This is a genomic window from Caulobacter sp. FV1ye6ST, assembly GCF_058681225.1.
The window spans coordinates 1,801,408-1,814,869 of record NZ_CM178733.1; the positions used below are offsets into that span (position 1 = coordinate 1,801,408).

Annotated in this window: 9 protein-coding genes and 1 tRNA gene; 7 read left to right on the top strand and 3 right to left on the bottom strand. The window is 67.8% G+C overall.

Translation table 11 applies throughout. The annotated features are described in order from the left end of the window. Positions 1–84: 84 nt before the first annotated feature. The 5 genes from ACW175_RS09050 (at position 85) to ACW175_RS09070 (ending at position 3,671) form a co-directional block, all read left to right on the top strand. Positions 85–159 (top strand) — tRNA-Lys (locus ACW175_RS09050). Positions 160–448: 289 nt separating this feature from the next. Further along, positions 449–1,321 carry a sulfate ABC transporter permease subunit CysT gene (gene cysT / locus ACW175_RS09055; RefSeq protein WP_492104231.1) on the top strand — a complete coding sequence of 291 codons (873 nt, stop codon included), beginning with the start codon at positions 449–451 and terminating at the stop codon, positions 1,319–1,321. Further along, entirely contained in the window at positions 1,318–2,172 is an 855-nt protein-coding gene (gene cysW, locus ACW175_RS09060; RefSeq protein WP_492104933.1) for a sulfate ABC transporter permease subunit CysW, read from the top strand. The genes cysT and cysW overlap by 4 nt, the downstream gene beginning before the upstream one ends. Before the next feature lie 15 nt (positions 2,173–2,187). After that, the gene (locus ACW175_RS09065) at positions 2,188–3,207 is read left to right on the top strand and encodes a sulfate/molybdate ABC transporter ATP-binding protein (protein WP_492104232.1); all 1,020 of its coding nucleotides are present in this window, start codon (positions 2,188–2,190) and stop codon (positions 3,205–3,207) included. Positions 3,208–3,314: 107 nt separating this feature from the next. Continuing rightward, positions 3,315–3,671 carry a PilZ domain-containing protein gene (locus ACW175_RS09070; protein ID WP_492104233.1) on the top strand — a complete coding sequence of 119 codons (357 nt, stop codon included), beginning with the start codon at positions 3,315–3,317 and terminating at the stop codon, positions 3,669–3,671. 1 nt (position 3,672) lies between these two features. Here ACW175_RS09070 and ACW175_RS09075 read toward each other — a convergent pair whose 3' ends face one another. The 3 genes from ACW175_RS09075 to ACW175_RS09085 form a co-directional block, all read right to left on the bottom strand. Then, positions 3,673–4,650, bottom strand: coding sequence for a transglutaminase family protein (locus ACW175_RS09075; RefSeq protein WP_492104234.1), 978 nt, complete (start codon positions 4,648–4,650; stop codon positions 3,673–3,675). Between the two features lie 72 nt (positions 4,651–4,722). Then, a complete protein-coding gene (locus tag ACW175_RS09080; RefSeq protein ID WP_492104235.1) occupies positions 4,723–5,670 on the bottom strand; it encodes an alpha-E domain-containing protein in 948 nt (315 codons plus the stop codon). After that, positions 5,667–7,190 (bottom strand): circularly permuted type 2 ATP-grasp protein, encoded by a 1,524-nt coding sequence (locus ACW175_RS09085; RefSeq protein WP_492104236.1) that lies wholly within the window; start codon positions 7,188–7,190, stop codon positions 5,667–5,669. Before ACW175_RS09085 ends, ACW175_RS09080 begins: the two co-directional genes overlap by 4 nt. A gap of 256 nt (positions 7,191–7,446) precedes the next feature. Here ACW175_RS09085 and ACW175_RS09090 point away from each other — a divergent pair, with 256 nt between their 5' ends. Both ACW175_RS09090 and ACW175_RS09095 read left to right on the top strand, forming a co-directional pair. Next, positions 7,447–9,231, top strand: a complete 1,785-nt coding sequence (locus tag ACW175_RS09090; protein ID WP_492104237.1) for an autotransporter assembly complex protein TamA — start codon at positions 7,447–7,449, stop codon at positions 9,229–9,231. 83 nt (positions 9,232–9,314) lie between these two features. Then, positions 9,315–13,445, top strand: a complete 4,131-nt coding sequence (locus tag ACW175_RS09095) for a translocation/assembly module TamB domain-containing protein (protein ID WP_492104934.1) — start codon at positions 9,315–9,317, stop codon at positions 13,443–13,445. Positions 13,446–13,462: the final 17 nt, after the last annotated feature.

Genomic DNA, 13,462 nt, shown 5'->3' on the forward strand with positions numbered 1-13,462 from the left:
AAAACGGCGAAACCATGCTTGCGACACGGAAGTCCCCCGCCTATGGTCCGCGCCGCTTCCAACCGGCGCCCGCCGGACGTTAGCGGGCCGGTAGCTCAGTGGTAGAGCATTCGACTTTTAATCGAATGGTCGTGGGTTCGAACCCCACCCGGCCTACCAATTTCAAGCCTCTGATCCCTTAGAGGTTCTCGGCGTCGAACGCGCCGGCCACCAATCATTCTCAGACTCGTGCGATTGTAGGTCCTGAGATTTCGACGCGAGCGCCCTTGAGGATGTTGCGCCAGTTTTTCTCCACCCCCGTGCTCCCTTTTCTCGTTTGCCCCATTGGCTCGGTAGAGATTTAAGCGGCTCAGTTTCAACGACGCCGCCGGACCTCGATGGGTCTTGACGCGTTCACATTTTGCCTAGAGCCATGTGGCGAGCCCGGACCCTGGACGACGATCAGACGATGACCGCCGAGACCGCCGCCCGCCGGGCGCCCGCGCCGCCGAGCAGGCGTCCGCTGTTCCGGCGTCGGTCCGCGATTCCGGGCTTTGGCCTGACGATGGGCGTGACGCTGACCGTGCTGTCGCTGATTGTCCTGATCCCATTGAGCGCCGTGGTGCTGAAGGCCGCGCAGCAGTCGCCGGCCGAGTTCTGGACCGTGGCGACGTCGCAGAGATCCTTGGCCGCCTATCGCCTGAGCTTCGGCGCGGCGTTCGTGGCGGCCGTGGTCAACGGTGTGTTCGGCGTGCTGACCGCCTGGGCGCTGGTGCGCTACGAGTTTCCCGGCAAGACCTTGGTCAACGCGCTGGTCGACCTGCCGTTCGCCCTGCCGACCGCCGTGGCGGGCATCGCCCTGGCGACGCTCTATTCGCCGAACGGCTGGGTCGGGCAGTTCCTGACGCCGCTGGGTGTCAAGGCCGCCTATAACCCGGTGGGCGTGACCATCGCCCTGATCTTCATCGGCCTGCCGTTCGTGGTCCGCACCATCGAGCCGGTGTTGCGCGACGCGGCCGAGGACGTCGAGGAGGCGGCCGCCAGCCTCGGCGCGAACCGGATCGACACCATCCTGCGGATCGTCCTTCCTGCCCTGGCGCCCGCGTGGCTGACCGGATTCGCCATGGCCTTCGCGCGCGGGGTTGGTGAATACGGCTCTGTGATCTTCATCGCCGGCAACATGCCCTACAAATCCGAGATCGCGCCGCTGCTGATCATCATCCAGCTTGAGCAGTTCGAATATGCGCGCGCCGCCACCATCGCCGTGGTGATGTTGACGGTCTCGTTCACGATGCTGCTGATCATCAACGCCATCCACGCTTGGGCGCGGAGGTTCGACTGATGGCCGCTGTTTCGCGTCGCCGCGCCACCGACGATCCTCTCTGGGCGAAGGTCCTGGTGATCGGGACGGTCATGGCCTTTCTGGCCCTGGTTCTTATTCTGCCGCTCGTCGCCGTGTTCGCCGAGGCGCTGCGCAAGGGTCTCGACACGGCGCTGCAGGCGATCAACAACGCCGACGCTCTGGCGGCCGTGAAGCTCACCCTGATCACGGCGGCGATCGCCGTGCCGTTCAACGCGGCCTTTGGTCTGTGCGCGAGCTGGGCGATCGCTAAGCACGACTTCAAGGGCAAGGCTCTGCTGATCACGCTGATCGACCTGCCGTTTTCGGTTTCGCCGGTGGTGGCGGGCTTGATCTACGTGCTGATCTTCGGGCTGCAGGGCTGGTTTGGCGACTATCTGGTCGACAACGACATCAAGATCATCTTCGCCGTGCCTGGCATCGTGCTGGCGACCGTCTTCGTGACCTTTCCGTTCGTGGCCCGCGAGCTGATTCCGCTGATGCAGGAGCAGGGGACCGCCGAGGAGGAGGCCGCGGTCTCGATGGGGGCGGGCGGCCTGACGACTTTCTGGCGGGTGACCGCGCCTAACGTCCGCTGGGGCCTGATGTACGGCGTGCTGCTGTGTAACGCCCGCGCCATGGGCGAATTCGGCGCGGTGTCCGTCGTCAGCGGCCACATCCGCGGCCTTACCAACACCATGCCGCTACACGTCGAGATCCTCTACAACGAGTACGACTTCGTCGGCGCCTTCGCCGTTGCGGCCCTGCTTTGCCTGCTGGCCGTGGTGACGCTGGTGCTGAAGACGGCGGTCGAGGCCGCGCAGCCCGGCGTGCGCGGCCGCGGCGGACACTGAACGGACTGAAGACCCATGACCATCTCCATCCGCTCCGTCGAAAAGAAGTTCGGCCGCTATCCAGCGCTGAACAAGGTAGCCCTCGAGATCGCCGACGGCGAACTGCTGGCGCTCTTGGGGCCGTCGGGCTCGGGCAAGACGACGCTGCTGCGCACCATCGCCGGCCTGGAATTCCCCGACGCCGGTCAGGTGCTGTTCGATGGCGCGGACGTGACCTTCGCCTCGGCGGCCGATCGTCGCGTGGGTTTCGTCTTCCAGCAGTACGCGCTGTTCAAGCACATGACCGTGGCCAAGAACATTTCGTTCGGCCTCGACGTCCGGAAGGGCAAGGACAAGCCCTCCAAGGACGAAATCGCGCGTCGTGTCGAGGAGCTGCTGAAGCTGGTGGAGCTGGATGGCCTGGGCAAGCGCTACCCGTCGCAGCTGTCGGGCGGCCAGCGTCAGCGCGTGGCCTTGTCGCGGGCGCTGGCCGTACAGCCCAGCGTTCTGCTGCTGGACGAGCCGTTCGGCGCCCTGGACGCCACGGTCCGCAAGTCGCTCCGCAAGGAGCTGCGCCGCGTGCACGACGCCACGGGTGTGACCACCATCTTCGTCACCCACGACCAGGAAGAGGCCCTGGAATTGGCCGATCGCGTGGCCATCCTCAACAAGGGTTCGATCGAGCAGATCGGCACGCCCGACCAGGTCCACGACCAGCCCGAGACCGCCTTCGTCTGCGGCTTCGTCGGCGAGGCCAACTGCTTCGAGGGGCAAGTTGGCGGCGGGCAGTTCAAGGCAGGCGTCCTGCGCCTGCCGGCCGGGGGCGTTCGCGAGGGCTCGGCCACGGCCTATGTCCGGCCGCACGACTTCGTGCTGGACGACAGCGGCTTCGAGGTGCGGGTCGAGCGCGCCCACGTGCAGGGGGCCCTGACCACTGTTAACGCCACCGCCCTCGATGGTCGACCGATCGAGATCAGCGCCTCGCGCGCCGAGGCGTCCTGTTTTCAGGGCACGGTAAAGATCGCCGCCCGCAAGGCGCACGTTTACGCTGCCTAAGTTTCTACCCGTTAGACAGAGATCGGATGAACGGCGTTCAACGTTGACGCGGGGCCCTGCCGTCCGCGCTAAGGTCGTCGACGACTCGACGGGAGTTCTAAGGTTGCATGGTCATGGTCGAGCCCTCGGGCGCTGAGCGCCGCGCACATGCCCGGATGCCCGCGGCGCGCAAGATTTACATCGTCGACGATCCTCGCTCGTGGAAGTGCTCGTTGCTGGACGTGGCTGAAAAGGGCGCGCGCCTGTCGACCGCCGGCATCGCCTCGCCGCCGGACAAGTTCGTCTTCGTCGACGCGGGCGGCCGCCGGGTGCACCTGGCCCATGTCGTCTGGCGATCGGGGGGCGAGGTTGGCGTGCAGTTCCTGCAGACCGAACGCATGGGTCCCCGCGCCGGGGGCGCTGCGGGCGCTCTGGATATCGCCCGCCGTTTCGCGGCCAACCTGCCGCCCGAAATCCTTCAATAGATCACTGTTGCTGCTGTTGCTGCTGGTGCAGTTCCTGCTTCAACACGGCGTCCGGACGTCGGCGACCGCCGGCGAAGCTTGGGCGGGCCATGCGCAGGAACTCCGGCTCGGCCAGGGCGGCGCGGGCGCGGCGGACGGTGACGCCCACGGCCAGCTGGCTTTCCGCATCCCCCTTGTAGACCCCGCGTGACGGCGTGACGTCGGCATAGTCGCGGCCGACCGCCACACCGACGTGGCGCTCGCTAGTCATCATGTTGTTGGTCGGGTCCAGGCCGACCCAGCGCAGGCTGGGCAGGAAGACCTCGACCCAGGCGTGGGTGGCGTCCGGATCCGATCGGTCGCCCGCGTCGCGGTCGGTGAACAGGTAGCCGGACACGTATCGGGCCGGGACGCCCCACTCGCGGCAGATGGCCAGCATGATATGCGCGAAGTCCTGGCAAACCCCGCGCCCCGCGCTCAGCGCCAGATCTATGGGGCTGTCGGCGTCGGTCACGCCGGGCTGGTATTCGAACGCGCGGTAGATGGTTTCCGACAGCGTGCGGACGGCTGTCAGCGGGTCCTTGCGCCGGAGGGCGTCGAGATCGTGCTCGGCGATGAAGGTCCGCAGGGCGTCGGTGGTCTGGACGAAGCCGTGCGGCCGCAGGAAGTCGAAGCACTCGCCGCGTACGAATTCGCTGCGCAGACGGTCCCACTCGCCCATGTCCAGGTGGTCGGGCCGGTCGCCCGTCGGCTCGGTCTCGACCGCCGAGCGGGCCACGATGGTCAACTTGTCGTGCGGCTGCGGCACGTCGAAGTGGTAGACGGCGTTGCCAAAGCTGTCGGCGTACGAGAACACCTGGGCGGCCGGCTCCAGGTCCAGCTCGAAGCTGACCAGCCGCTGGCGAGCGGTCTTCTGAGGCTGCATCCACAGCTCCATCAGGCTTTCCCGGACGGGCTTCTCATAGTGGTATTGGGTGACGTGACGGATTTCGAGCAGCACGGGAAAAGTCCTTACTTGGTCGCGTGACGGGCGCCGAAACCGCTGACAATTTCGGCTGTCACGCTCCGAATCCTAGGCCGGAAGGCGCGTTTCGAGCGGATAGGCCACGAAGGTCTCGTAGATCGCTTCGTGGATGCGCGCGCACTCGTTGACGACGGTGGTCAGCAGCGGTCCGGCCCCGACAGCCTCCAACTCGTCGACATCGGCAAACTGCAGGCGGGCCTTGAGGCGACCGGCCAGGCGTTCCGGGCCGGGGCGCTCGCCGGTGAAGGCGTTGCGGGCCATGGCCGAAAGGTGCTGTTCGATCTGGGCGGTGGCGAAGCGGATCGAGCGCGGGAAGTCCTCGTCGAAAACCAGGAATTCCAGGATGTGTCGCGGCTCGATCTCGGCGGTGTAGACCCGCAGATAGGGCTCCAGGGCGCAAGCCATGCGCAGCACGCTGACCAGGGCCACGTGGTCGTCGACATGACCGTGCACGGGGCTCTCGGCGAAACACACCTCCAGCAGGCGCGAGACCAGCTGGGCGCGTTCCATGTAGATGCCCAGCATCATGAACCGCCAGCTCTCGCCGTGGCTCATGGTGGTGTCGGCCGCGCCCTTGAACAGGTGCAGGTCGGCGATGACGTCGTGAAGGAAGTTGGCCGAGCCGTCCGAGAATTCCTTGCCGGCGTTCTCGTCGGTGACCTTCAGATAGAGCAGGTTCAGCCGCTCCCAGGTCTCGGTGGTGATCTGGTCGCGGACCTGGCGGGCGTTCTCCCGGGCCCGGGCCAGGGACGAGACGACCGAATTGGTGTCGCTGCGATCCAGAACGAGCGCTTCGGCGGCTTCGAATGAGCCGATGTCCACGCCGTCGGCGGGATCGCCCACCGCCGCCATGGCGATCCGCACCGCGTGCGCGCCGGAATCGGTCTGGTCCAGGGTCGCGTTCATCATGACGCTGGACAGGCGCGAGAGGTGCTCGGCCCGTTCGATGTATCGGCCCAGCCAGTAGAGGCTGTCAGCCACGCGCGCGAGCATCATGGGCGGACGCTCCCATTGCCGGCGCCATTGGTGTGGGCGTTCTCCTCGGCCAGCACCCAAGTGTCCTTGGAGCCGCCGCCCTGGCTGGAATTGACCACCAGCGAGCCGCGCTTCAGCGCCACGCGGGTCAGTGCGCCGGGCGTGACGATGGTCTTCTCGCCGGAGAGGATGAAGGGGCGCAGGTCGACGTGGCGCGGCTCGATGCGGCCGTCGACCAGGCAGGGCGCGGTCGACAGCTGGATGGTCGGCTGGGCGATATAGTTGTCCGGATCGGCCTTGATCGCCTGGGCGAAGGCGTCTCGCTCCTTCTGGCTGGCGTGCGGGCCGACGAGCATGCCGTAGCCGCCCGAGGCGCCGACGGCCTTGACCACGTACTTGTCCAGGTTCTCGAGCACGTGGCCCATCTGCCGGGGTTCACGGCACAGGAAGGTCTCGATGTTCGGGAGGATCGCGTCCTCGCCCAGATAGTAGCGGATGATCTCGGGGACGTAGGCGTAGACGGCCTTGTCATCGGCGACGCCGGTGCCTGGCGCGTTGCAGATCACCACGTTGCCGGCGCGATAGGCGTTGAACAGGCCGGCCGCGCCCAGCGAACTGTCACGTCGGAAGGTGAGGGGATCGATGAAGTCGTCGTCCACCCGACGATAGATCACGTCCACCCGGCGGATGCCGGTCGTGGTGCGCATGTAGACCATGTTCTCGTGCACCACGAGGTCGCGGCCCTCGACCAGCGGCACGCCCATCAGGCGGGCCAGATAGGCGTGCTCGTAATAGGCGCTGTTGTAGACGCCCGGGGTCAGCACCACGACCTGCGGGTCACCGCGCCAGTCGGCGGCCATGCTCTTCAGCGTGGCCAACAGAAGGTCGGGATAGCGCTCGACCGGCCGCACGCCCGCGGCGCGATAGGTGCCGGGGAAGGTCCGCTTGGCAGCGTCGCGATTGGCCAGCATGTACGACACGCCGGACGGGACGCGCAGATTGTCCTCCAGCACCGCGAACTGGCCATCCTGGCAGCGGATCAGGTCGCTGCCGCAGACATTGGCGTAGGCCTTGTGCGGCACATAGACGTGCTGCATCTCGCGACGATAGGACGGCGCGCCCAGCACTAGCTCGCGCGGCACGACGCCGTCCATCAGGATCTGCTGATCGCCATAGATGTCGGCCAGGAAGAGGTTCAGCGCCTGGAGCCTCTGGGCCAGGCCCGCCTCGATCCGCTTCCACTCGTCGGCGGGGATGATGCGTGGGAAGAGGTCGGTCGGCATCACCCGCTCGGTGGTGTTGTCCGCGCCGTAGACCGTAAAGGTGATGCCCTGTAGCAGGAAGGAGCGCTCCAGCGTCCGCTGGCGGCCCGCCAGTTCCTCCGCGCCCAGGGTCGACATACGCCCATGCAGGGGATCGTAGTGCGGCCGGACCTCGCCCTCGGGCGTGAACATCTCGTCGTAGGCGACCCCCGGCAGGTAAGCCGCCTCCGTCATGGGCAACGTCGGTGTATCCTCGAGGGTCTGGGTCTTCGCCGCCACGCTTTTGTCCACGTTTCTCATAACCTTGGGCGCGGACCGGTGAGACCGCGCCATCCCCGACTCTAGAGTGTCGCGACCACCATGCGCGCCGGATTCGACGTCCGCCACGTGGATGCGCATGACTGCTTATCATTTGGGCGCCATTCGCCTGATTTGAGAAGCGCCGCTCGCGGCAGGTCGTTGCATTTCCTGTCGTGACACCGGCGCGACCCCGGACTACAGCAGGGCCGGGGGCGCTTCGCGCGGGGAACGTGATTTGGTGCTTCGGCGGACTACCCTGGCGTTGACGGCGGTGACTTGGCTGATCGCCTCGGCCGCGCTTGCCGACGAGCCGATGGCCCAGATTCAAGGCGTCGACGACAAATACCTGCGCGACGCGATCCAGCGCGCCCTGACCCAATCCAAGACTTCCGCCCAAAGCCGGGCCGAAGCGCGCCGCCGCGCCCGTCAGGCCGGAGAGGACGCCATCGCCGTTTTGCGCGCCGAGGGCTACTACGGATACACGGTCGAGCCCGATGTCCTGGACGGCGAGCCGCCGCGCGCGGTGGTCAAGATCGCGCCGGGTCCTGTGTTCCTGATCGCCGACCCGCGCATCGACTGGTCCGGCGCGCCGCCCGACGAAGGCACCCGGCAGCGCGCGGCCACGGCCATGCGCCTGACCGAGGGCGAGCCGGGACGTTCCGCCGATGTCGTGGGCGCCGAAGGACGTGTCGTCGCACAGGTCGCCAAGCTGGGCTATGCCGATGCGGCCGCCGAACCGCGCGAGGTCATCGTCGACCACGCCGACCACACGGTCAGGCCGGCCTTCAAGATCGCGGCCGGCGAACTCGTGCATCTCGACGGTGTTCAGGTCGTCACCAAGGGGCGCACCAACCCCGCCTGGGTCGGTCGGCTGGCGCCATGGGTGTCCGGCGACGTCTACGATCCCGAGGACGTGGCGGAGCTGGAACGTCGCCTGCGCGACACCAGCGTCTACGACTCGATCTCGGTGTCGCTGGCCGGAACCGACAAGGCCACGGCCGAGGGCTATCGCCCCGTCGTCGTCACTCTGTCCGACCGCAAGGCGCGCACCCTCGAACTGGGCGCTGGCTACTCGACCAGCGAGGGCGCGGGCGTCGACGCGCGGTGGATCCGCTACAACCGCCTCAAGCGCGCCGACACCACGACCTACGCCCTGCGCTTCGCCAAGCTGGAACAGCGGCTGGGCGCGGAGTTGTCGCTGCCGCATTGGCGGCGACCGCAGCAGACGTTGAAGCTGAACAGCGCCGTGTTCCGCAACGACACCGACGCCTATAACGAAACCGGCGCCACGGTCGGGGTGGACCTGACCAAGCGGCGGCAGACGACCGCCTACCGCACCTTCGGCGTCTCGCTGGATATCTCCCAGACCAAGGAGCAGGTGAACCGTGACGGGGCGGTGGCGGGCCGCAAGCTGAACCTGGCGACCTTCGCGGGTTTGGCGGCCTATGCCTGGGACTTCTCGGACAACATCCTCGATCCCAAGCGGGGCTGGCGCCTGGAGGCTCGGGGCGAGCCGACCTACGTGTTCGGCGACACCACCGTGCCCTATCTGAAGCTGACCACGCAGGGCTCGGCCTACATCCCGTTCGGGAAGCAGGCCAGCACCGTGCTCGCTGGTCGCTTGAAGCTTGGCGCGATCGTCGGCGGCGGCGTTCTGGATGTGCCTGCGTCGCGGCGCTTCTATGCGGGCGGCGGGGGTTCGGTACGCGGTTACGCCTATCAGGCTATCGGCCCGCGCCTGGCCGACAACACGCCTCAGGGCGGCATCTCGCTCATCGAGACCTCCGTCGAGCTGCGCCAGAAGATAACCTCGAAATGGAGTGGCGTGGCCTTCATCGACACCGGCGCGATCGGCACGCACAACACGCCGCAGCGCGAGGACTTCCGGGCCGGCGCCGGTCTGGGCGTCCGCTACGACCTTGGCTTTGGCCCGATCCGCGCCGACGTCGCCGTGCCCATGGGCCGGCGCAAGGGCGACCCCGCCTTCCAGGTCTATCTCAGCATCGGGCAAAGCTTTTGAGCGGCGAGCACGACAAGCCTGATCTGACGGAGACCGTCGTCCACGCCGCGGAGGCCACGGGCGAGGCCACGGGCGAGGCCGCGGTGGAGGTCGCCAAGAAGATCGGCTTGGGCGGCGTCGTGCTGATCGCCGCGGCGATCCTGGCCGGAATCCTGGTCATCATGGCCGGCGGCCTGCGCCTCGCGCCCATCACCCCTCAGGGCCGGATGTTCCTGGAGGCCCGCGCCTCGGGCCTGAAGCTGGGCCGCATCGGCAAGCTGCAAATCGAAGGCCTGTCGGGCGACATCTGGAAGAACTTCGGTGTTCGCCGCCTGACCATCTCCGATGAGAAGGGCGTCTGGCTGGAGGCGCATGATCTCCACGTGGCCTGGCGGCCGACCGAGCTGTTTGGCCGCCGCTTTCACGCCGAGAGCATCGATGCGCGGGATGTTGTCGTTCTGCGCCGTCCGACCATGGAGCCCAAGGGGCCGAAATCCGGCGCCGCGCCGGTGTCGGTCGATCTCGACGCCTTCAGGTTCCGCCTTGTCACCCGTCCGGCCTTCAGCGGCAAGGACGGCGACTTCGACGTCACCGGCGCCTATGAGATGGCGCGTCAGGACGGGCAGAAGGGCAAGCTGGGCGTCGCCTCGCGCCTGCACGTCGGCGATCACCTGAGCCTCGATTTCGACCTGGGCCGCTCCAAGAGCCTGCACCTGATCGCCGATGCGACCGAGGCCAATGGCGGCGCGATCGCGGGCGCGCTGGGCCTGCCCGCCAACCGCTCTTTCGACCTGAAGGCCAAGGCCGACGGCACGACCAGCCGCGCGGCCTTCAACGTTCTGGCGCGCTCGGGCCAGACGACGCCCCTGCGGGCCGACGGGGCCTGGACCGAGCAGGGCGGTTCGGCGCGGGGCCGCATCGACCTCACGGCCTCGACCCTGACCGAACGTCTGGCTCACATGTTCGGGCCGGACGCCAACTTCACCATCGATGGCAAGAAGACGGCTCAGGACGGGTTGTCCGATCTGAACTTGGCGATCACCGCCCAGAATCTGACGCTGCGTGGCCACGGCCTGGCGGATCTGGCCAAGAAACGCACGGGTCCCGACGGCGTCGCCTTCAGCGCCCAGATCGGCGCGTTGAAACGCATCGTCACCGTTCCCCAGATGGGCCGCGGCCTGGTCGACGGCGTCTTCCGGCTGGAGGAGGGCGGCTTCTCGGTCGAGGGCGATGTAGACGTCGCCGACATGGAGCTGATGGGCTACCGGCTCAAGCGCGCCAAGGGACCGGCCAGGGTCCGCTGGGCCAAGGGCCAACTGGAGATCAAGGCCCAGGCGAGCGCGTCGGGCGGCGGCGGCGAGGGTCTCCTGGCCCTGCTCGGTCCCAGCCCCAAGGCGTCGTTCGAGGGCGCGCGGGTCAAGGGCGGTCGGTTCCTGATCAAGTCGGCCCGGATCGACGCCCCGAATCTGATCGTCACCGGCAAGGGCGAGCGCGGACCGCTGGGCGGCCTGTCGTTCGACGGCGACATGAAGGTCGCCAGCATGGGCCCCGTGCGCCAGGGCGCTAAGGGGTCTGTCGCGGCCAAGTGGACGGCCTCCAGCACCGCCAACCGCCCCTGGAGCTTTACGGTCGACGGCCGCGCGGCGGGGTTCGCCACCGGCTATCCCGAAATTGACCGCCTGCTGGGCGCGACGCCGCGTCTGAACGGCAAGGCCAGCTGGAACGATGGCGTTCTGGCCATCGCCGACGCCAAGCTGGACGGCGCGAACGCCAGCCTGAGGTCCTCGGGCAAGATGACCGTCGCCAAGGCGTTGGAGCTCGACTTCAAGCTGGACTGGACCGCCACCGGGCCGTTCAGCGCGGGTCCCGTTGAAATATCGGGCAAGGCGGCGGGCGATGGTCATGTCGGCGGCACGCTGGCCGCCCCCAAGGCCGAGCTGAACGCCGACTTCGACAGCATCGACCTGCCCAGGCTGCCGCTGACCAAGGCGCGTCTGACCCTCACTTTCGCGCGCGGACCCAACGCCACCGATGGTGTCGCCGCGCTACAGGCCGACAGCGGCTACGGCCCGGCTAGCGCGCGGACGGCTTTCCGCTTCTCGCCAGGCGGTATCGAACTGAGCGACCTGGACGTCGACGCCGGCGGCGCCAAGGCCAAAGGGGCGATGAGCCTGAGCGACGGCCTGCCGGCCACGGCCGACCTGACCGTCGCCGTCGGTCCCGGCGCCTTCCTGCCCCAGGGCCAGGTCAAGGGCACGGCCAAGCTGGTCGACGCGCCTGGCGGCGGCGGCGCGCGCGCGACTCTGGACCTGACCGCCGAAGACGTCGCCAGCGGGGCCTGGAAGGTCCGTTCGGCGCGGGTCAAGGCGGACGGTCCGCTGGCCCGCCTGCCGCTGTCGATCGACGCGCGGGGCGAAGCGCCGGGAGGCCGCTGGCGCATCGGCGGCACGGGCGCCTTGGCGCAAAATGGCAAGATCTACGACCTCAGCCTCGACGCTGCTGGCCGCATGGGCCGCACCGAGATCAAGACCCGCGAGACCGCCAAGGTCCGGTTCGGCGATGGCCCGACGCAGGCCCGCCTGCGCCTGGCCATCGACAAGGGGCGCGCCGATATCGACGCCGACCTGGGCGGCGCGACGGCTATGCTCAAAGCGGAATTGGCGGGTGTGGCCATCACGGCTTTCAACCCCGATCTCGACGGCGACATCGACGGCTCGTTCAACCTGCACGGCCAGGGCGAAACCCTTGGCGGCGACTTCACCATGCGGCTGTCCAACGCCCGCGAGCGCGGCGCCAAGATCGATCAGTCGCTGAACGCCAAGATTCACGGCGATCTGACCGACAGGCATTTGACCATCGTCGCCGACGGCGACAACAGCCTGGGCCTTAAAGCCGACGCCAACCTGGTCCTGCCGGTCGAGGCCTCGGCTCGACCGCTGCGGCTGGTGATCGACAAGACGCGCGGCGTGCAGGGGCAGTTCTCGGCCAAGGGCGAGATCAAGCCGCTGTGGAATCTGCTGATGGGCGCCGACCGCTCGCTCTCGGGGCGCATCAACCTGCAGGGCAGCATTGGCGGCACGCTCGCCGACCCGCGCCTGCTGGGCTCGGCCACCCTCGACAATGGCGGTTTCGAGGACGGCCAGACAGGCCTGCGCCTGCGCAATGTCGTCCTGCGGACGGCCCTGGCCGACAACGCCATCGATGTCAGTCAGGCCATTGGCGAGGACGGGCATGGCGGCACGATCTCGGGCCTGGGACGGATCAGCCTGGCGCGCGACGGCGTCGGCAACTTCAAGCTCGACATGAAAAGCTTCCGCCTGATCGACAACGATCTGGCCTCGGCGGTCGCTACCGGCCAAGCTTCGGTGAACCGTTCGGCCGACGGCAAGATCAAGCTGACAGGCACGGTGACGCTCGACCGCGCCGATGTCTCGGCCCAGAGCAAGACCCCGGTCGGCGTCGTGGCCATGGATGTGATCGAGCGCAACCGCCCGCAGGATTTTGACCAGGGCCTTCAGCGCAGGCCGACGACCGGCGGCATGATCCTCGACCTCGACCTGAAGGCGCCGCGCCGGGTGTTCGTGCGTGGCCGCGGCCTGGACGTCGAGCTCTCCTTGGCCGCCCATGTCGGCGGCACGTCCCTGGCTCCGCAGCTTTCTGGTGTCGCCCGCATGGTTCGCGGCGAGTACGACTTCGCCGGCAAGCGGTTCGAGTTCGACGACGATGGCGTGGTCTATCTGTCCAGCCAGCTGGATCGTATCCGGCTGGACCTTTCCGCGACACGCGAGGACACCTCGCTGACGGCGGTGGTCAAGATCAAGGGCACGGCCGCCAAGCCGGAGATCACCCTGACCTCCAAGCCTGAACTGCCCAGCGACGAGGTGCTCAGCCAGGTGCTGTTCGGCGCCTCGGCCGCGCAGCTGTCGCCTATCGAAGCGGCCCAACTGGCCTCGGCTCTCGCCTCGCTGGCGGGCGGCGGCGGCTTCGACGTGATCGGAAATCTGCGCAGCTTCGCGCGCCTGGACCGCCTGGCCTTCGCCGAAAGCGCCACGGGCATGACGGTGTCAGGCGGCAAGTACGTGACCGACGATGTCTATGTCGAGATCATCGGCGGCGGCCGCGAAGGGCCGGCCGCCCAGGTCGAGTGGCGCGTTCGCCGGACCTTGTCGCTGGTCTCGCGCATCGGCGGCCAGAACGACGCCAAGCTTTCCGTTCGCTGGCGAAAGGACTACTAAAGTAGCAAGGCTGTTGC